This is a genomic window from Winogradskyella sp. PC D3.3, from assembly GCF_054366245.1.
In genome coordinates, this window is record NZ_CM135962.1 from 3,455,323 (window position 1) to 3,473,787 (window position 18,465).

17 protein-coding genes are annotated in these 18,465 nt (G+C 32.5%); 1 reads left to right on the top strand and 16 read right to left on the bottom strand.

Features of this window, described 5'->3' with window-relative positions; translation table 11 throughout:
* Nucleotides 1–3: 3 nt before the first annotated feature.
* The 10 genes from ACXGSQ_RS15250 to ACXGSQ_RS15295 form a co-directional block, all read right to left on the bottom strand.
* On the bottom strand, nucleotides 4–462 hold the full coding sequence (locus ACXGSQ_RS15250) for an OsmC family protein (protein WP_458627010.1): 459 nt from the start codon (nucleotides 460–462) through the stop codon (nucleotides 4–6).
* A gap of 30 nt (nucleotides 463–492) precedes the next feature.
* On the bottom strand, nucleotides 493–1,404 hold the full coding sequence (locus tag ACXGSQ_RS15255; RefSeq protein WP_458627011.1) for an HlyD family secretion protein: 912 nt from the start codon (nucleotides 1,402–1,404) through the stop codon (nucleotides 493–495).
* 104 nt (nucleotides 1,405–1,508) lie between these two features.
* Entirely contained in the window at nucleotides 1,509–2,759 is a 1,251-nt protein-coding gene (locus tag ACXGSQ_RS15260; RefSeq protein WP_458627012.1) for a TolC family protein, read from the bottom strand.
* 1 nt (nucleotide 2,760) lies between these two features.
* Complete coding sequence (locus tag ACXGSQ_RS15265) at nucleotides 2,761–3,375, bottom strand: TetR/AcrR family transcriptional regulator (RefSeq protein ID WP_344712724.1); 615 nt, start codon at nucleotides 3,373–3,375, stop codon at nucleotides 2,761–2,763.
* Nucleotides 3,376–3,478: 103 nt separating this feature from the next.
* A complete protein-coding gene (locus tag ACXGSQ_RS15270; protein ID WP_458627013.1) occupies nucleotides 3,479–3,775 on the bottom strand; it encodes a hypothetical protein in 297 nt (98 codons plus the stop codon).
* A gap of 14 nt (nucleotides 3,776–3,789) precedes the next feature.
* Complete coding sequence (gene cydB, locus ACXGSQ_RS15275; protein WP_458627014.1) at nucleotides 3,790–4,866, bottom strand: cytochrome d ubiquinol oxidase subunit II; 1,077 nt, start codon at nucleotides 4,864–4,866, stop codon at nucleotides 3,790–3,792.
* Between the two features lie 2 nt (nucleotides 4,867–4,868).
* Nucleotides 4,869–6,203 carry a cytochrome ubiquinol oxidase subunit I gene (locus tag ACXGSQ_RS15280; protein WP_458627015.1) on the bottom strand — a complete coding sequence of 445 codons (1,335 nt, stop codon included), beginning with the start codon at nucleotides 6,201–6,203 and terminating at the stop codon, nucleotides 4,869–4,871.
* Between the two features lie 109 nt (nucleotides 6,204–6,312).
* Nucleotides 6,313–6,918 carry a class I SAM-dependent methyltransferase gene (locus tag ACXGSQ_RS15285; RefSeq protein ID WP_458627016.1) on the bottom strand — a complete coding sequence of 202 codons (606 nt, stop codon included), beginning with the start codon at nucleotides 6,916–6,918 and terminating at the stop codon, nucleotides 6,313–6,315.
* A 6-nt stretch (nucleotides 6,919–6,924) separates the two neighbouring features.
* Nucleotides 6,925–7,377 (bottom strand): methyltransferase family protein, encoded by a 453-nt coding sequence (locus tag ACXGSQ_RS15290; protein ID WP_458627017.1) that lies wholly within the window; start codon nucleotides 7,375–7,377, stop codon nucleotides 6,925–6,927.
* Nucleotides 7,378–7,452: 75 nt separating this feature from the next.
* Nucleotides 7,453–8,178, bottom strand: a complete 726-nt coding sequence (locus ACXGSQ_RS15295; protein ID WP_458627018.1) for a peroxiredoxin — start codon at nucleotides 8,176–8,178, stop codon at nucleotides 7,453–7,455.
* A 635-nt stretch (nucleotides 8,179–8,813) separates the two neighbouring features.
* Between ACXGSQ_RS15295 and ACXGSQ_RS15300 the strand changes: the two genes are divergently transcribed.
* Complete coding sequence (locus ACXGSQ_RS15300; RefSeq protein WP_458627019.1) at nucleotides 8,814–10,916, top strand: TonB-dependent receptor domain-containing protein; 2,103 nt, start codon at nucleotides 8,814–8,816, stop codon at nucleotides 10,914–10,916.
* 66 nt (nucleotides 10,917–10,982) lie between these two features.
* Here the strand turns inward: ACXGSQ_RS15300 and ACXGSQ_RS15305 are convergent, their stop codons facing one another.
* The 6 genes from ACXGSQ_RS15305 to ACXGSQ_RS15330 form a co-directional block, all read right to left on the bottom strand.
* Nucleotides 10,983–11,165, bottom strand: coding sequence for a hypothetical protein (locus tag ACXGSQ_RS15305; protein ID WP_458627020.1), 183 nt, complete (start codon nucleotides 11,163–11,165; stop codon nucleotides 10,983–10,985).
* Nucleotides 11,166–11,290: 125 nt separating this feature from the next.
* Nucleotides 11,291–11,587 carry a thioredoxin gene (gene trxA, locus ACXGSQ_RS15310; RefSeq protein WP_458627021.1) on the bottom strand — a complete coding sequence of 99 codons (297 nt, stop codon included), beginning with the start codon at nucleotides 11,585–11,587 and terminating at the stop codon, nucleotides 11,291–11,293.
* Nucleotides 11,588–11,600: 13 nt separating this feature from the next.
* Entirely contained in the window at nucleotides 11,601–12,605 is a 1,005-nt protein-coding gene (locus tag ACXGSQ_RS15315; protein ID WP_458627022.1) for a c-type heme family protein, read from the bottom strand.
* Nucleotides 12,606–12,662: 57 nt separating this feature from the next.
* Entirely contained in the window at nucleotides 12,663–13,448 is a 786-nt protein-coding gene (locus tag ACXGSQ_RS15320) for a 4'-phosphopantetheinyl transferase family protein (RefSeq protein WP_458627023.1), read from the bottom strand.
* On the bottom strand, nucleotides 13,438–14,295 hold the full coding sequence (locus tag ACXGSQ_RS15325) for a thioesterase domain-containing protein (RefSeq protein ID WP_458627024.1): 858 nt from the start codon (nucleotides 14,293–14,295) through the stop codon (nucleotides 13,438–13,440). Before ACXGSQ_RS15325 ends, ACXGSQ_RS15320 begins: the two co-directional genes overlap by 11 nt.
* A 1-nt stretch (nucleotide 14,296) precedes the next feature.
* Nucleotides 14,297–18,223 (bottom strand): non-ribosomal peptide synthetase, encoded by a 3,927-nt coding sequence (locus ACXGSQ_RS15330; RefSeq protein WP_458627025.1) that lies wholly within the window; start codon nucleotides 18,221–18,223, stop codon nucleotides 14,297–14,299.
* Nucleotides 18,224–18,465: the final 242 nt, after the last annotated feature.

Sequence of the window (18,465 nt, forward strand, 5' to 3'; positions counted from 1 at the left end):
ATTTTAATTTTGAACTATAATTTTAGCTTCCATTGTAATTTTTGAAGTCACAGAATTTGAAATTAAACAGGCTTTTTCCGATTTTTCTAAAATACGTTCTGTACGTTCTCTTTTAGATGCGTCTGTAATTACAACTTCTGGAAATAATAACACTTCACTTATTGCAAATTTACCATCCACTTTTTCTAGAATGCCTTTAGAACCACATGTAAAACTCACAAATTCTAATTTTGAATATTCTGCAATTGCTAAAAACGTTGTCATTAAACAACTACTTACAGCTGCAGTAAATAAATGTTCTGGCGACCAAATATTTGGCATTCCGCCAGGAAATTCAGGTGGTGTTGCCACTTCAATGCAATTAGTTTCATTAGTTACCTCATTTTTCAATTCTGGGGAACACATGGTTCCTTTTCTGTCTTGCGTCCAATTAATATCGACGTTATAAATATGTTTTTCCATGATTCTATAATTTTAGTTATGCTTATCTATTTAATTATTAATAGGTTCCTCCGAAGTATTTAGCCATAGTTCGGCTGGCATTCCAATTTTTAGGCTTCCATCGTTTTTAACGTCCACTTTTACAGCATAAACTAAGGCCACACGCTCTTCTTTAGTTTGAATTATTTTTGGTGTGAATTCTGCTTCCGAAGCTATCCAGCTAATCGTTCCTTTGTAGGATTTCATGCCATCTGCATCATCAATTTTAACCGTTACTTCCTGTCCTATTTTAATATTAGCTAATTGCGTTTCGCTTATATAAACTCGTAATTGCATGGTACTTAAATCGGCAATTTTATACAACGGTTTTCCAAAAGCAGTAATTTCATTTGGTTCTGCGTATTTGGTTAAGACGGTTCCGTTTACAGGATTTACAATCTTACTTTTCAGCATTTGGTCGTCAATTTGTTTTAACTGTACATCAATAGATTTCAATTCATTAACCACAGGTGCATTTTGAATTTCGACACTTCTAATTTGATTTTTTATGACATCCATTTCTCCTGTTATATCATCTAACTGCTTTTGCGTTCCTGCATTATCTTTTATCAGATTTTCTATTCGTGTTTTATTGGTATTTGCTGTTTTTAATTTAGAATTTAAAACCGCTATTTGAGATAAGACTCCTTTAGATTTTGAAGCAATGACAGCTTTAGAAACCTCTAACTGCTCACGTTTTAATGCTAAGGGAATGGTATCTATATAGCCCATAAATTGTTCTTTTTGAAGCACATCGCCTTCATCGAGATTAAACTGCATTAGTTTTCCATTATTTTCGGCTGAAATGGTTATTTCTGTGGCTTCGAAATTGCCGTAACCATCTGCTTTTCCGTTGTTGTTTCCACAAGAAAACAAGCTAAAAGCAATAATGCTTAGTCCTAGTATGTATTTATTATTTTTCATGTTTAATCTTTATTATTTTGTTCCCACTGATTCTACAGATTTACGTTGATTTTTTGTTGTTCATTTTTCTGCGATAATCTGTGAAATCCGCGAGAATTATTTTTCTACTGTCCTTTAATGACATTGTAATTTGCTTTTGCCAATTGTAACTGAATGTTATGTTTTATCAAGGTGTTTTCATCTTCATATAAATTAGTGAGTTCTGTGATGTATGCCGATGATGTAATCACACCATTTTTAAGTTGTGAATCAGCTGATTTAAGTACGTCTTTTCTAAGATTAATTATTTCTAAATCTGAAGTAATAAACGCTTCAATTTTATCGATTTCTTTTTGTTGTTGATTTAGCGCAATGTTAGTATTGAGTTTAAAAATTTCGGTTTCATTCTCTATAAAATCTTTGTTAATCGCTAGAGATGCTCTTTGTTTTTTGTTCGCATTCCAATCGAAAATATTCCAATTCACTTTAACACCAACAGTATAAAACGTTTGAAACGAATTATCTAACATATTTAATCCTGGATTACCATAACCACCTGTTGCAAAACCAAGTAATTTAGGTGCGTTTTGTTTTGATAATAGGATTTCAGAATTTTCAATTTCTTCTTTTTTAAGTTGAAATAATTCCAGTTCTGGTCTTACTAATTCTGTTCGTAACTGTGTTTCTACAAGTGGTTTTTGAAATGTTGTTGAAGCATCTATTGGTTGACTTATTAAACTTGATAATGTTTCTATAAGAGATGCTTTGTTACTTTCTAATTCATTGCATTGTTGGTTTATTTTTAATAATTCAGCCTCTAAAACTTTATCTGAAGTTGGTAAAATAACACCATACTTAATTCCTGATTGAACTTCCTTCAGTTTTGCTTCTAATTGAGCCTTTTTCGCTTTTAATAACAACTGAGATTCTTGCGCTAATAACACAGAAAAATAGAGTTGATTAATTTGCTGTTTGAGTTGATATAAACTGACTTCAACTTGTTTTTGTTTGGTTTTTAATTGCGCGGATTTTAAATCTAAAGATGCTGCTGTTGCTCCTCCATTATAAATGAGTTGATTTACAGAAACGGTTGCACGATATTGGTCTTTATTTAATGGTTCGATTCCAGACATTGCCAAAGGAAATTCAATCACATCAGACTGATAAGTTGCTTGTGCATCTAAGCTTAACTGAGGTAATTTGGAAGTCGAAATAACTTCCGCATCCAATTTGTTTTGCGCCTCAAAAAGTTTTGACTGTTTTGCTAACGGATAGTTTTCTATCACTAAATCATAGCATTCTTCTAACGTAATGCTTTGTTGTGCAACATTTGGCAAACCAACTAAGAGGAATAAAATTATTAATAACTGCTTCATTTTAAGTATGCTTTATAGAATTAATAATAAAGTCGGCAACTTCGGTTTTACGATCTTCTATGAGTTGTTTGTAGGTTTCATCATCGGTATTAGTAAATGCCACGAGTAACGGTTTTGCTACAAACGGAAAAACATTTAAAGCCATAATATTGATAAATAATTGTTCGGCACTAATAGGTTTTAAAATACCTTTTTCAACTTCCTGAGCGACTTGTTTCTTAAACTTTTCAATATTAGGAAAAGCTGGATTGTCTTTCATTTTTAAAAGAAAATCTGGATTCCTATTGAGTTCTTGAATGATAAAATTTGGCAAATACGGATGCTTCGCTATAAAGTTGATATAGTTTAATGTGAAATTTTTCACTTTATCTTCAATAGAAGAATCATCATTTAAAACGGCATTCAATTGTGGTGCTAACAACGAAAACGCATTCTTAAAAACGGCTTCAAACAATAACTGCTTATTTCTATAGTAATAATGCAACATCGCTTTATTAATACCTGCCTTATCGGCTATTTCTTGCATTCTTGCGCCAACCATTCCTTTAGATTGAAAAATGTGTTTTGCTGCATTTAGTATTAGCTCTTCGGTATTTTCGTCTTTTGTTTTTTTCATTTCAACTATGTGGTTTAACCAATTGGTTAATAAATTTACAAAAAATAATCAAACCATCACCTGTTTGATTATTTTTTAACTTTTGAATTCTGTTTTAGGCACTCTATTTGTTCATTTTATTATAAATCATTTTAGCAAATATAAGACCTAGAATACCGCCTAAAGCAGACATAAACAAATTGATTGTTAATCTTAAACCATCAAAATCTCCATCATTCATTATGTGCCATGGATCAAAACCCAATCTACCAAAAGTTTTGACCAATAAGATACTTCCAAATACACCAACTAATGTATTTCCTGTAAAGCCAAAAGAATACTTCTTTTTAAAATATCCAAATACATTAGAAGAAATGATTCCTAAAAAAATACTAATTAAAGAAATTAAAGTACCCGTCATAATAACACTATTAATTAATGCTCTCCATAACCAACATCATCCATTTTTCCTTTAAAGACTTTATATTGAATAATCATATAAATAGCGACTAAAACTGCTGCAATTACAAACCAATATACACCAACCGACAATCCATATTCGTGAGCTGCTACATTATACAAGGTTAAATCTGGATTAATATTATTGGTAGAAGGCAATACTTTTGGGAAAATCGATGCCACTGTTGATGCTAAGCCTCCCCCTAGAAATAAAGAAGAAAACAAGAAGCCCATGCCGTGTTTTTTAAACGTTTTCACTTTAAATAAGCCAAACAATCCAGTAAACGTAATTATAGGAAAAATCCATAACCAAGGATTATCTATAAAATTATGAAATGGTTGTGGTTCAATAATATGCCAAATTAAAAGGGAAATAATCACTAAAGCTGACAACACTATATTTAGATTGAAGACCACTTTCTTTAATTTTTCATTAATGTTTGCATTCGTTTTAAAAATAATCCAATTCGCACCATGTATGGTCAAAGCCACAACACCGATGATTCCTAGTAGTACCGTAAACCAATCTAAAATCCCTAATTGTTCTGCTTGCGGGCTAAAAGTTGGATTCCAAAGTGGTAGAAAGAAATAATGAGCTTCATAGGTAGAAACTCCATTAACCACATTCCCTAAGTTAACACCTCTTACAACGTTACCCAATGCAACACCAAAAAAGAGCGCTAACAATAAACTCGCAATTCCAAAAGCTTTATCCCAAATGGATTCCCACATTTTATTGTGAATTTGACCTCTAAGTTCTAAGCCAATTGCTCTAAAAATAAGCAACCATAAAATCATGATTAAAGGCAAATAAAATCCACTAAACGATGATGCGTATAATGTAGGAAATGCAAAAAACAAAACACCACCAGCAGCAATTAACCACACTTCATTGGCATCCCAAAATGGACCAATGGCGTTAGTTATAGCTTTTTTATCTTTTTCTTCTTTTGCAAAAAACAGATGTACTATTCCTGCTCCAAAATCGTAACCGTCTAAAATCACATAAACAGCTAACATTGTCATTAAAACGATATACCAAAATAATTCCATAATTAGTGTTGTTGATTTAGTTGTGGTCCTTTATTAATAATTTTTCCTGCTAGCATTAAAAATAACAATCCTAAAAGTAGATATAAACCTATAAAGCCGAGTAATGTAAATAATGTATTACCAGAAGACACCGTTGGAGATGCCCCATCTGCTGTTCGTAATAAATTATAAACGAGCCAAGGTTGTCTACCTAATTCTGCTGTATACCAACCTGTAGTATTAGCGATGTATGGAAAAGGCAACATAAACATAAGCGACCATAAAATCCATTTGGTTTTATATAGTCGTTTTCTGAATAATTGTACTACAGCCAATAACATTAAACCAATAAAAACAGTGCCTAAGCCTACCATAATATGATAAGAATAATACAATCCAGGAACGTTAGTTGGATGTACACTTTCATCAAATTCATTTAGTCCTTTTATCTGAGCGTCCCATTCTTGATACGTTAAGAAGCTCAATATATTTGGAACTGCTATTTTATTGTCTAGCTTCTTTTCTAACATATTAGGTTGCCCTATCAAAACAATTTCTGAACCACCTTCTTCGGTTTCAAAAATACCTTCCATGGCTGCAAAGGTAACGGGTTGGTGTTCTGCTACATTTTTAGCAGCCCAATCTCCTGTTGGAAAAGCCACTAACAAACTAGAAATTAATCCGAAAATGACACCTGTTTTTACAAATAGCTTTCCGAATTCATGATGCTTATTATTTAACAAATAAAACGCTCCTATTGCTGCAACGACAAACGAGGACGTTACTAAAGAAGCAGCTTGATTATGCAAATAGGCTGGCAATAACCATGGATTTGAGAATAGCGCTCCAAAATTATTGAGTACAAATTTCCCGTTTTCAAGAACTTCATAGCCTACTGGATATTGCATCCAAGAATGGGTGGCAATAATTAAATAACCACTTGCCCAAGACCCTAAAAAGACTAAAAAACCAGTTAAAAAATGAAGTTTATGACCTAATAGTTTTTCACCAAATAAAAAGAGTCCTAAAAAGGACGATTCTAAAAAGAAGGAAAACATCCCTTCCATGGCTAAAGTCTGGCCGATAATGCCACCTGTAAGTTCTGAAAATTTAGCCCAATTGGTCCCAAATTGAAATTCCATTGGAATACCTGTGACGACACCCATAGCAAAGTTGAGCGCAAAAATCTTCATCCAGAATTTTGCAGCATCGTTGTATTTGTCAATTTTTGTCCTGAGGAATTTCCATTTAAAATAGACGATCATTAAGGATAATCCCATGGTTAATTGCGGAAATAAGTAGTGAAATGTGATCGTAAATGCAAACTGCATACGATCATAGAATAGCATATCTTCCATATGTCTTATTTTGGATGTTACAAAGTTATCATTAAAAAAAATTCTCTATGTCACAATAGTTACAGTTTTGGGTTATTAAAAATAAGAAAATATACACTTAGCTCTTCGATTACATTTTTACACCAACAAATCGAATGACCTGAGCCTTTCCTTTATGATAATTGCCTTCTGACAGTTCAATTGTTTTTTCTTCTAATATTTTAAATTCTAATCCGATAAATTCTTGTATTACTTCATCAATAGAAAATAACATTTCTTCCTTTTTAGGGCCACCAGAACTATAATTTAATTGCGCTTTTACAAATGCTTCAAAAATAATAATACCTCTTTTTTTTAAAAATTGTAGTAAATGTTGGTGTGCTTTTTTACGAATATCTATTGGAAAATGCACAAAACTTAAACCTATAACATCAAATTTCTCATCGGTTTTAAATTCTTGTACACCTATAACTTCATAAGTAATATTAACATCTTTCAATTTTGCTAATTTCAACGCTTTTTCTTTACCTTTAATACTCATGTCAAAAGCAGTAACTTCCCAACCTTGTGTTGCTGCGTATACTGCATTGCGCCCCTCACCTTCAGCTGGAAGCAATATTTTTCTTGGCTTTAGTTCATCTAATTGTTGCTTAAAAAACGCATTAGGTTTGGTACCATAAACAAATTCTTCATTTGCATACCGTTCATTCCAAAAGTCTGCAGTATTGTTCGTCATAAAGTGCTAAATAAATCGTCTGGTTTTTAGTTTATAAATCGAGTATTCAGGAAATTTGTTTAAGAGCAATTGTTCTTCATATATTGATTTGAAATAAAACAACAGCACCAATAAAATCCCTATCACCAATTTATATATAGAGGCATCATATAAAGCATACCCTAAAGTGATTGCCAAAATACTCGTATAAATAGGATGCCTAGCCAAAGCAAAAGCACCATCGGTATGCAATTTACTACTTGCTATGGGGGTAGGAAACGGTGATATTTTTGTATTTATTTGAAATAGCGCTATGCCTCCTAATATAAAACCTAATATGGCTATGACTAAACCCGAATATCGTAACCATCCGACAAGGTTTACAACTCTTATTTTAATAGGGAAAACATAAGAGACAAAAAGCAAAAGCTGAATCCCCACAAATACATAATCTTTTTTTGATGGATTTTCTGTTTTCAATTCCTCTCGTTCTATTGATGTACTTAAAATTACAAAAAGAGCCTCTAAAAGAGGCTCTTTAAATGTTATAATTATTTATTTTTTGAGAATTGTGTCTAACACTAAATCTTTATCTAGCTTCTTAGTACAGAAGAACCAATCTTTACAATCTAAATCTTCTGAAGATGTCATTCGTTCTTCCGCTACACCACAAGATCCTGCTGGTGATACAATAACATCGTCACCAGGATTCCAATCAGCAGGTGTTGCCACATTAAATTTATCTGCTGTTTGCATCGCTATTAAGGCTCTGTATAACTCATCAAAATTACGTCCTAAACTCAATGGGTAATAAATAATAGCTCTTACGGTTTCATTTGGATCTACAAAAAATACCGCTCTAACGGCTTGGGTTTTACTTTCTCCAGGTTGAATCATACCGTATTTTTTTGCAACTTCCATAGAGATGTCTTCAATTAAAGGGAACTTAACTTCAATATTTTTCATGCCGTTAAATTCAATTTTATCCTTAATCGTTCTTAACCATGCAATATGGCTATATAAACCATCTATAGACAATCCAATAAGGCTACAGTTTGCTTTTTCAAATTTTTCTTCTAAATGTGCAAATGTTATAAACTCAGATGTACAAACAGGTGTAAAATCTGCTGGATGACTAAATAGTATAGACCATTTTCCTTTATAATCTGACGGGTAATTAATATCCCCTTGTGTTGTTACGGCTTTAAATTCTGGTGCTTTATCTCCAATTCTTGGCATTGAAAACGATTGCTCTTCGTGTATTGATTCTGTAGTATTCATAACGCTATATGTATTTAATTAATTTATAACAAATATAACTCACAATAGATTTTAACTATGTAACTAAAGTTACCCTATCATGAGTATTTTATAGTGAACTTTGATATTGACAATAAAATTAGTTTCTATTACAATTACGAGCAATGACTAAGATCAGTTCAATAATTAAGAAGCTATTCCATAATTTCTAAATGAAGATACTCCAACCCGTTTTTGTACTATTCTTGTTATTATTGATTATTTTCAATAGTACTAGAACTTCGTTGACGTATGCGTATTACACCTTAGATCCCATAGGATTTGTAGAAAATCTATGTGAGAACAAAGACAAACCCTAATTGGAGTGTAATGGGAAATGTCAATTAATAAAGGTTGCAGAATCCCAAAGCAGCGATCAAAACATACCAAAAAGCATCATTGATTTTAAGGAACTTATTTTGTATCCATGTCCTAATACTTCATTTCAATTAACTCAAGATACATTAATTAAAAACACACGCTTTACATCTTATTATCTTAACTTATATAGTTTTAATAATTTGAACTACTGTTTTCATCCACCTAGAGTATAATCCTTCATTTATTGATAGCAATTACTATCACAATTATTCAAATTAAATAAACATAACTCTAGTATGAAAATATTTTGCAGTGTGCTTTTATGCGCACTAATTACAGCTGTATCCTATGGTCAAGAACAAAAAGAGATCAAAAACGATACCACGACACAGAAAACAACAAAACTTAATGAAGTTATTGTAACTGGAAATTTAAAAACGGACCCAGTATTAACGGTTGTTACTAATAACTATGACGAAACAATTGTCCAGCCAAAAAACGTTGCTGATTTATTCAATAACATCAATGGCTTTTCAGTTATAAAAAGAGGAAATTATGCTATAGATCCGTCGTTTAGAGGGGCACAATACGAACAACTCAATATTCAATATGATGGAGGGACAAAGGCCATGCACGCTTGTCCGAACCGCATGGATCCTATCACAACACATATTATTCCTGAAGAAATTTCAAAAATTGAAATCATAAAAGGACCATATACTGTACGCTACGGAGCGACTTTTGGAGGCATTGTTAATTTGGTAACTCAAAAACCAGATTATGAAGATTATGGATTGCACGGAAAAGTTTCTGGTGGCTACGAAAGTAACGGTAACTCACTGGTTAATTTAGTGCAACTGCAATACATTCAAGATAAATACGATATTGTGGCTAATGCTGGTTATAGAGATTTTGGTAATTATAACGATGGAGATGGCACCGAAATCCCTTCGTCATTTAGAAGTACAGATTATGGTATTAAATTAGGTTATAATTTTTCGGAGGACCAACGCTTACAAGCACATTGGAGACAATCTTTTGGGCGAGATATTTTACATGCTGCCTTACCAATGGATACTGAGTATGACAATAGTAGCATTCTTTCTTTAGATTACACATTAGATAACATCGGAAAAACAATAAAATCTCTAACGGCAAAAGCCTATTATAGTTATGTCGATCATTTAATGACTAACGACAAGAGACCTTCTTTTATGATGATGGAAGCCGCTTCTGCTGTTGATGCTGTTACAGCTGGTGGAAAAATAGAACTTAACTGGAAACCTTTTGAAAAATTAAATATCTTTTCTGGATTAGATGCCCTGCATATTGCCAGAGATGGTGGCAGAACACGATTAGTAAAAGTAATGAATGGCAATCCTTTACCAACACCAGTAACATTTAATGACAAAGTTTGGCAAGATTCTTATATTACAGATATAGGTGTATTTACAGAAGCGAAATACAATTTAGGGGCAAATACTATTTTTACTGCTGGATTGCGATATGATAATGTGGTTTCAGATATACAAGATCCTGAAGAAGACTTTGCAGCCATGTACAATCTTGAAAAACGAACCGAACATAACGTCAGTGGAACTGTTTCTGTTAAAAAAAGCGTTTCAGACAAATTCACTTTAGAAGCGGCTTATGGTCGTGGAGTACGTTCTGCGAATATGATTGAACGCTTTATTAATCATTTTACAGTGGGTCAAGACCCTTATGAATATATTGGTAATCCGGATTTGAAGGCTGAAGTTAATAATCAGTTTGAAATTGGTTTTAAAGGTAATGAGCCCTTAAAAAATGGTTTTAATAGCTTTAAATATGAAACCTCATTCTACTATTCCTTCTTTGAAAATTATATTGTTGGTATTGTAGATGAATCGTTAACTCGGAAGTTTAACCCAATGTTAGAGCCAACGAATCCTAAAGTATTTAGAAATCTTAACGAAGCCTACAAAACTGGATTTGAAGTGATGGCACAAATCGATTTTTTAAATCATTATTATTTTAAATCTGAATTTTCTTATGTCTATGCCAAAAACAAGGATTTAGAAGAATCATTACCACTGACACCTCCATTGACAACAAGATTATCACTAGGCATTAATAAATCTAAATATTGGGCCAATGTTCAATACAACTTGGTATCTAAACAAGATCATATTTCAAGAAGCTTTGGGGAAACAGCTACAGACGGTTATCAAACCTTAGATATTCGTTTGGGTGTAAAACCTATTAAGAATATGACTTTAGGTGTTGCTGTGATTAATGCTTTTGATGAAGCTTATAGTAACCATTTAAACTTCTCTTTTACAAACCAAGCAGATTTAGGAAGCACACCAATTACAGAACCTGGTCGAAATTTTTCAGCATTTTTACAGTATAAATTTTAATTCAACACAAAAAAAGAGGGTCGTTAACATTAACCACCCTCTTTTTAAATCTATAATTAGCTTTAATTAATACTCTGACTTTGCTTCATTATTATCTTCTTCATTAAGATTATTAGACTCGTCATGACTTTTACTTTTTGAAATAAAGTTAATTAGAATACCAACCAGCGAAATACAAACCAACGCGAAAATGGCAATCATAACAACTCCACTAGTCCAACTATATAATGCTATCAATGTATTAATCATATTTGTGTTTATTTAGTTTTTGAGACTGTAAAATTAAGAACAATAAGCTTTAAGAAAAATGATATTTGTCATTAAACCTAAAAAACAAAACCCACGTCATATTGATATGAATAAGTCTCAATTTACTAATTAGTCGTCGTTATAATATTTATAAGATCATCTTTTTGAAGCACTCCAGACTGCCTCCATACTTGTTTACCGTTTTTAAACAATAACATAGTTGGCACTCCTCTCACTTGATATTTTGAAGCTAACGCTTGATTTTTGTCAACATCAATTTTAATGATACTAACATCTTCACCCATAGCTTCTTTTACTTGTTTTAAAATTGGACTCAACATTTTACATGGTCCACACCAATCTGCAAAAAAATCAACTAAAACGGGTTGATCTTGATTTATTATTTCTGAAAATTTGCTCATACCTAACTTGTTTTTATTTATCGTAAGTGATACTCCAGATCCCTCTTACCTCGTTAATATTATAACCAATTGCTTTATCCATAGGATATAAACTCTTAATTCTAGTTAAAGTGGTTTCATTCAATGTTTCATTAGGTTTTCCGTGACATTGAAGACACATTGCGTTAGTCGTAATTGGATAATAAACCTTTACTTTAGTATCCATTTCTTTTACAATTGGGCTTGCCTCTTCATTATTGGCGATAACTTTTTTAAAGATATTTATATAATCTAATTCTTCTAAATTTGCCTTATTTTTTGGATTTCTTGGTTTATCCGACACACGTCTAATAACAGCATTATGCACCACTGACATACTATCTGTTAAAGGATAAGCACGCTCATTACAAAACGTTAAGGCTTCTAATACTCCTTTTTTCTGAATAGTGCCCATTAAATTTTTACCCAAAACGGCTTTTGTTGTCAAGGCGTACTTTAAGCCTCTCTCTCCATAAGACAAGTCTTCAAAATTAGTTTGGGCTTGTTGCATACCCTGTTTTTTAGCTTGACCATTTCCCATACCCATACCTTTACCACTCTCTTGATTAAAATGCTCCTCAAACCATTCGGGTTGTTCTATATTATAATCATACATATAATCTGCAATCTGTTCTATAGTTTTCTCTGCAAATGCTTGTTTAGGCATCACACCAAATCGTTTTACAGCTCCATACATTTTAGCATCCTCTGCATTTGGATTTTTAATCCAAGCTTGCATTGAAGCAATAAAATCTTCTTTACTCGTTTCACTATTAATATAATGTTTTTTAATGGCAATCATTGGAGGTCCAATTCTATCGGTTTGTGTTGCTGTAGGATTATGACACACATAACAATTGGTTTCCATTAACTTTTTACCAGGATGCTCTGAAATTAGTGTTGGTTTATCAACTTTACCGTAAGCGCTAGTTTCCGGTTTATTTGAATTACAACTGGTAAAATATAGCGCTAAAACAATTAAAATAATAGTATTTTTCATTCCTCACAAAGTTTAAATAAAGTTACAACGTTTCACACTTACTATACGTAACTTATGTTACACTCCCCAATTTCTTAATAAAACGAGTAATTCATCTGCTTGTGGAATTGGATAAAAGTCAAACGTTTTATTTTCTTGTGTATACGCTATGGCAACAAAATAATCTGCTTGTAATTCTAAACTATAAACATTGATATTTTTGAAATCTTGTACCAAAGAAGTTGGCACTTCATGGTTACCATCGGCTACTGGGATTTTAGAAAAATCGTCATCAATGCCTTTTCCTATCGCTTTTACAATAGCTTCTTTTCTAGTCCAGAATTTATAAAACAGACGTCTTTCAAATTCAAAATCCTTTATAAAACTAATTTCTTCAGCACTAAAGACGGTTGAAAGAATATCAGAATAATTAAAATGCTCATCAACCTGTTCTACATCAACACCTAACTCGCAATTACCAATAGCAATAATAGCAAAATCACCAGCATGAGACACGTTAAAAAACAAGGCTCTATCTATGGGAAAATAGGGTTTGTGATTTGTTTCTTTTTCAAAATAAATTTGAGAAACAGCTAACCCTTTCTCTTTAGCTATTAAAATTTTAAGTAAGGCCCTACAAATTATAAATCTATTGGTGTCTTTTAAGTGATGGTAGCGTTGCGCTCTTTTCACTTCTAACGGAGACAACACACTTAACAAAACATCTGTGATGTGATGGTATTTAGACAATTCTATTTTAAACAACTTAATATCTGAATAGCTATTTTCGGAAGTCGCTTCTTTTTTCTGTAAAAGATTAGAGTTCCCACAAAACAAACTACTTTTAGTACTATTAATCTCCACGATCTAATAACTTTTGAAGTTTTTCACCCAACTCCTCAACAACAGGAGACAAAAACATTTCTGAATGATTTCCAGGCAACATATGTTTACAGACACCTCCTAAGGCTATTTTTTTCCAGCCTAAATACTTAAAATCGTGTGCATAATAAATATTTTTAGTAGATCTAAATAAATCTACCTTGATATTTTGAGGAGTTAAATGATATCTTATAAAGGCCAAACCATGCAATGCATCTATTTTTGAAGTCCGATTAAACTGCAATTGGTATTGTTTTTCATTTCCATATTTCAATCTTAAATATAATCCAGAGGCCTTAATTTTCAACAAACGAACTCTACGTTTAAAATTAGCCTTACTACTAAACATATTTAAACCCATAAAGCCTAATTGACCTAAGGTATATAATCTAGAAGCCACCTTCTTCTTTAAGGGATTAGAGAAGTAATACGAAGGATAAACATAACTATCGAAAAGGAATAAAAATTTCACTCGTTTTCCTTGAGCTATTAACTGCTTTGCCATTTCAAAAGCAATAATACCTCCAAAAGAAAATCCTCCCAAAATATAGGGACCTTTCTTATTTATTGTAGACACCATAGAAATATAATAAGACGCCATAGCTTCTACAGTATCATGCGGTTTTGAATCACCTTTCAATCCTTTTGCTTGTAAGGCATAAACAGGTTGATCTTCACTCAAAGTATCAGCTAAATTTTTAAAATTTAAAACCTCATAATTTGCACCGTGCACAATAAAAAGAGGGGGGTTACTTCCATACGATTTTAAAGGTACTAATGAGTCAAAAGTACAATCTTCATTATAGTATGGTCGTTCCGCAGCTTCCATTTTATTTATCTAACACCTGTTGTAAAATCTGTCCTAATTTTTTATCATGAGGAGGTAAAAGCATATTTCTGTGGTTTCCTGATATCAAATATTTATTAATACCCTTAGTTGCTATTCTGTTCCAACCTAGCTTATCAGGATCATGTGCATAAAAAATATCATCTTCTGCAACTCTTAATAAATCAACTTCAATATCTAAAGGTAAAATTTGATAATTGCCAATTGCCTTTTTATGCATTCTATCTAAATGATAAGGCCAACCGTAACGCATAGCATGATGTTTTTCTTTTCCAAATTTAAGCCTTAAATATTTCTGCTTTATCCCTTCTTTAAATAAGTGCATTCTTCTTTGAAAATTGGCTTTATTCTTAAACATTTTTTGAGACATAAAAAGCATCATTCTTATGGTATACTCAATGCGAGCCATCTTTTTTCTAGTAGGATTAGCAAAGTAGTAGTACGGGTAAATGTAGCTATCTAATAAAATAACTTTATCTACTTTCTTATTTTGAGCCAACAGTTGTCTTGCCATTTCAAAAGCAATAACACCACCAAATGAATAGCCGGCTAACACATAAGGTCCATTAGGATTAGACTTCGTGATTTCAGAGATATAATGAGCAGCCATATCTTCAATTCGATCATGTGGCTTATCGATACCATTAAGTCCTTTAGACTGTAATCCATACATTGGCTGATCGTCATCTATATTCTTTACTAAAGCATTTAAAAACATAACGTTATGTTCTGCACCATGTACGACATAAAGTGGAGTTTTAGTCCCTTTTGGTTTTATAGGAACCAATGAACTCCATGAAATAGCTCTAGTGTCTTCTACAATTGATTTCGCTAACTTTTCAACCGTTGGATAAATCATCAATGCACACAAAGGCAATCGCTTCCCTGTTTCTTTTTCTATAAGCGACATCACTTTAACTGCAATTAGCGAATGCCCTCCAAGTTCAAAAAAATCACTAAAAATATCTACTTTGTTAAGCTTTAAACATTCTGCCCATATTGATGCTACAATGGTTTCAGTTTCCGTACGAGGAGCTGTATAGTCTGATAACTCTTTGTTTTTAAATGTTCTCGCTTTTAATGCATTACGATCAATTTTCCCATTTAATGTTGTTGGAAATTCTTTTAAAAAATAAAACTCTAAAGGAACCATATACCTAGGAAGCTCTTTCAAAAGAATTTCTTTCCACTTATCTATAATATCACCAGAAACCTTTTCATCGTTATTAGATATGACATAAGCCTCGAGACGATCGTCTTTAACTAAAACAACCGATGAATCAACATCTGTTAATTTGTTAATAGCCTCTTCAATTTCCCCAAGCTCAATACGGTGTCCTCTAATTTTTACTTGTTGATCAATACGACCTAAACACTGGACTTCTCCCGTCGTTAAAAGTTTTGCTAAATCACCTGTTTTATAAAGTAAGGTATTATTAGCTTTATTAAATTCATTATTTATAAACTTTTCGGAAGTTAAATCCGGACGTCTCCAATACCCTTTGGCTACACCATCACCAGCAATACATAATTCTCCTATTTTTCCAGGTGCCATCAACTGTCCATTATCATTTACAATATACAGCTGTGTATTCGCTATTGGTGTCCCAATGGTAATGATATCGTCATTGGGATTTATTTGCTTTACAGTGGACCAAATTGTAGTTTCTGTAGGTCCATACATATTCCAAAGTTCATCTACTCTATTTAATAATTTTGTAGCTAAACTCATAGGAAGCGCTTCACCTCCACAAAGTGCCTTTAAAGGAACGTGGTTTTCCCAACCGGCATCTAATAACATTTGCCAAGTTGTTGGTGTTGCTTGTAATATACTTATATTTTCTTTTTCAAGAACGTCTAACATTAAACGCGTATCTCTTGCTGTTTCATCATTAGCAATAACTAAAGTGGCACCTTTTAGCAGTGGCAAATACAACTCGAGACCTGCAATATCAAAAGAAATCGTTGTTATAGATAATAAGTTATCTGTTTCCTCTATGCCTGGTTTTTCAAGCATGCTATAAAGGAAGTTTATTAAATTTTTATGTGTTACCTGAACTCCTTTTGGGTTTCCTGTGGATCCTGAGGTGTAAAGCAAATAGACCATTTCGTCTATATTAACCTGAAGATTCTGAGGTGTAGAAGGATATTTTGACAAGTCTAAAAATAAATCTTCTAACAGTAATGTTTTTGAAACCGATGCTAATCTTAATAGAGATGATTGAGAAGAAATTAAAACCTCAGCTTTCGAATCTTTCATCATAAAATCGAGTCGCTGTTGAGGATAATTTGGATCTAAAGGTAAATAAGCGGCTCCACATTGCATTATGGCAACTAAACTTATAACCAACTCAATAGACCTTGGTAATGCAACAGCAGTAACCGTTCCTGGTTTTACGCCATGTTCCGACAGACGATGTGCCAATTGATTAACTTGTTTATCAAATTCTTTAAATGTAATTTGTGATGCTTCAAATTTTAAGGCAATCTTATCTGGACAACGTTGTGCTTGTTCTGCAATAAGCTGATGTAAAGGTAAAGAAGGATAGTCAATTACTGTATCATTAAGGTTATAATAAGCGGACTCATCGACTTTAAAAATCGTTTCTAATGTTGTTTGAGGTGATTCTACAAGCTGCTGTAATAAATTCTGAAATGAAACCATCATTTGCTCAATAGTTTCACGTTTAAAGATAGCCGTATTATAAGACCATTCAAAAACTAAACTGGCTTCAGAAACTATAGCATTTAGAAAAAGTTCGAAAACTTCGTATACTCTTGGATTACTTTTTAATGTATAATCTAAGCCCGAAAAAGAAATGGTTTCAGACCGATACTTATCAATATTAAAAACAATTGGGGCTAATGTAACCCTTGACGGATCTCTATCTACCGAAAGTTTTTGAAGTAATTGACCAAAGCTAAATTGTTGATGCGCATAGGCGTCAGCAATTTGCGGTTGACGCTGTTTTAGATACGCTGTAAAACTCATATCTAAATTAATCTTACTACGTAATGGTAGTAAATTCACACAATGGCCAATCAATTTCGGTTTTTTACTCGCTATTTGACCTGATGAAAGAAATCCTAGAACAATTTCATCTTGTCTTGTTTGTGCATGTAAAAAAATCTCAAAAGCAGAAAGAAGCGTTTCAGAAAAACGGCATCCAACGTCTCCACTTGTTTTTTTAAGGGCATCCACTATAGAACTTCCTATGGTAATATCTAATCTCTCACTTTCATAAGTTCTAATTTTAGGCCTAGGGAAATCAGTAGCCAATGTCATTTGAGGAATCTCACCTTCATACTGCTTAAGCCAATAATTCTCACTAATTTTATAAGCTTCACTATTCAAATTTTCTTGACGCTCATTTGCATAGGCTAAAAAACTTTCTGGTTTTGGCAAATTAGGTGCTGTATTAAGAACACCTGCCGAATACAAACAGCCTAATTCTTCAAGAATATTTCTTATAGACCATCCATCGCATATAATATGATGTGCCGTAAAGATGAAGTGATGTTCTGTTTCAGAAGACTTAATCAGTCCAAATTTGAAAAGTGGCCCCTTTACCAAATCAAAAATATAATTTGCATCTGAAGACAAGTAATCTTTAACGATTTCATTTTTCTCAAAGTCTTTATATTCAGAAAGATCTAGTTCTTTTACCTCTACAGAAATTTCATTATAAACATTGATAAAACGACCATCTGAACTAAAACTTATGCGCAATGAATCATGGCGATTTACTAACGTTTGTATCGCTTCTAATAATACGTTTTTAATTAATGGACCATACAATGTCAATGAAACAGACTCGTTATATCCTCTATTGGCGTCTGCACCACCCAGTTTACAAGCCGTCCAAATTTCTGACTGTGATTGTGTGGTATAGTTTTTTGGTTGCTTCATTAGATTTAGGCTCAAGGACGTAATTAATTAAGATACTTGGATTTGCGTTTAGCTTAAGTTACATAACTTATTTAGAGAACAATTTAAAAACCGTAGTTTTCCTTTAAAAAAACAGAACTACAACACCATTTTTTTTTATTTCTACTATATAAATTATTGTCTCCTAAATACATATTTAAATTTTTATTTTTACTTTACTAAATCTAAACATTAGTAAAACTACTACATTAATTACATCAAAT

What these genes read in the sequence shown, in the direction of transcription:
- ACXGSQ_RS15325 (WP_458627024.1), bottom strand. Translation starts at nt 14,295, where the DNA reads ATGGAAGCTGCGGAACGACCATACTATAATGAAGATTGTACTTTTGAC.
- ACXGSQ_RS15305 (WP_458627020.1), bottom strand. Translation starts at nt 11,165, where the DNA reads ATGATTAATACATTGATAGCATTATATAGTTGGACTAGTGGAGTTGTT.
- ACXGSQ_RS15285 (WP_458627016.1), bottom strand. Translation starts at nt 6,918, where the DNA reads ATGACGAACAATACTGCAGACTTTTGGAATGAACGGTATGCAAATGAA.
- ACXGSQ_RS15330 (WP_458627025.1), bottom strand. Translation starts at nt 18,223, where the DNA reads ATGAAGCAACCAAAAAACTATACCACACAATCACAGTCAGAAATTTGG.
- ACXGSQ_RS15295 (WP_458627018.1), bottom strand. Translation starts at nt 8,178, where the DNA reads ATGAATACTACAGAATCAATACACGAAGAGCAATCGTTTTCAATGCCA.
- trxA (WP_458627021.1), bottom strand. Translation starts at nt 11,587, where the DNA reads ATGAGCAAATTTTCAGAAATAATAAATCAAGATCAACCCGTTTTAGTT.
- ACXGSQ_RS15250 (WP_458627010.1), bottom strand. Translation starts at nt 462, where the DNA reads ATGGAAAAACATATTTATAACGTCGATATTAATTGGACGCAAGACAGA.
- cydB (WP_458627014.1), bottom strand. Translation starts at nt 4,866, where the DNA reads ATGGAATTATTTTGGTATATCGTTTTAATGACAATGTTAGCTGTTTAT.
- ACXGSQ_RS15280 (WP_458627015.1), bottom strand. Translation starts at nt 6,203, where the DNA reads ATGGAAGATATGCTATTCTATGATCGTATGCAGTTTGCATTTACGATC.
- ACXGSQ_RS15270 (WP_458627013.1), bottom strand. Translation starts at nt 3,775, where the DNA reads ATGACGGGTACTTTAATTTCTTTAATTAGTATTTTTTTAGGAATCATT.
- ACXGSQ_RS15300 (WP_458627019.1), top strand. Translation starts at nt 8,814, where the DNA reads ATGAAAATATTTTGCAGTGTGCTTTTATGCGCACTAATTACAGCTGTA.
- ACXGSQ_RS15315 (WP_458627022.1), bottom strand. Translation starts at nt 12,605, where the DNA reads ATGAAAAATACTATTATTTTAATTGTTTTAGCGCTATATTTTACCAGT.
- ACXGSQ_RS15265 (WP_344712724.1), bottom strand. Translation starts at nt 3,375, where the DNA reads ATGAAAAAAACAAAAGACGAAAATACCGAAGAGCTAATACTAAATGCA.
- ACXGSQ_RS15255 (WP_458627011.1), bottom strand. Translation starts at nt 1,404, where the DNA reads ATGAAAAATAATAAATACATACTAGGACTAAGCATTATTGCTTTTAGC.
- ACXGSQ_RS15260 (WP_458627012.1), bottom strand. Translation starts at nt 2,759, where the DNA reads ATGAAGCAGTTATTAATAATTTTATTCCTCTTAGTTGGTTTGCCAAAT.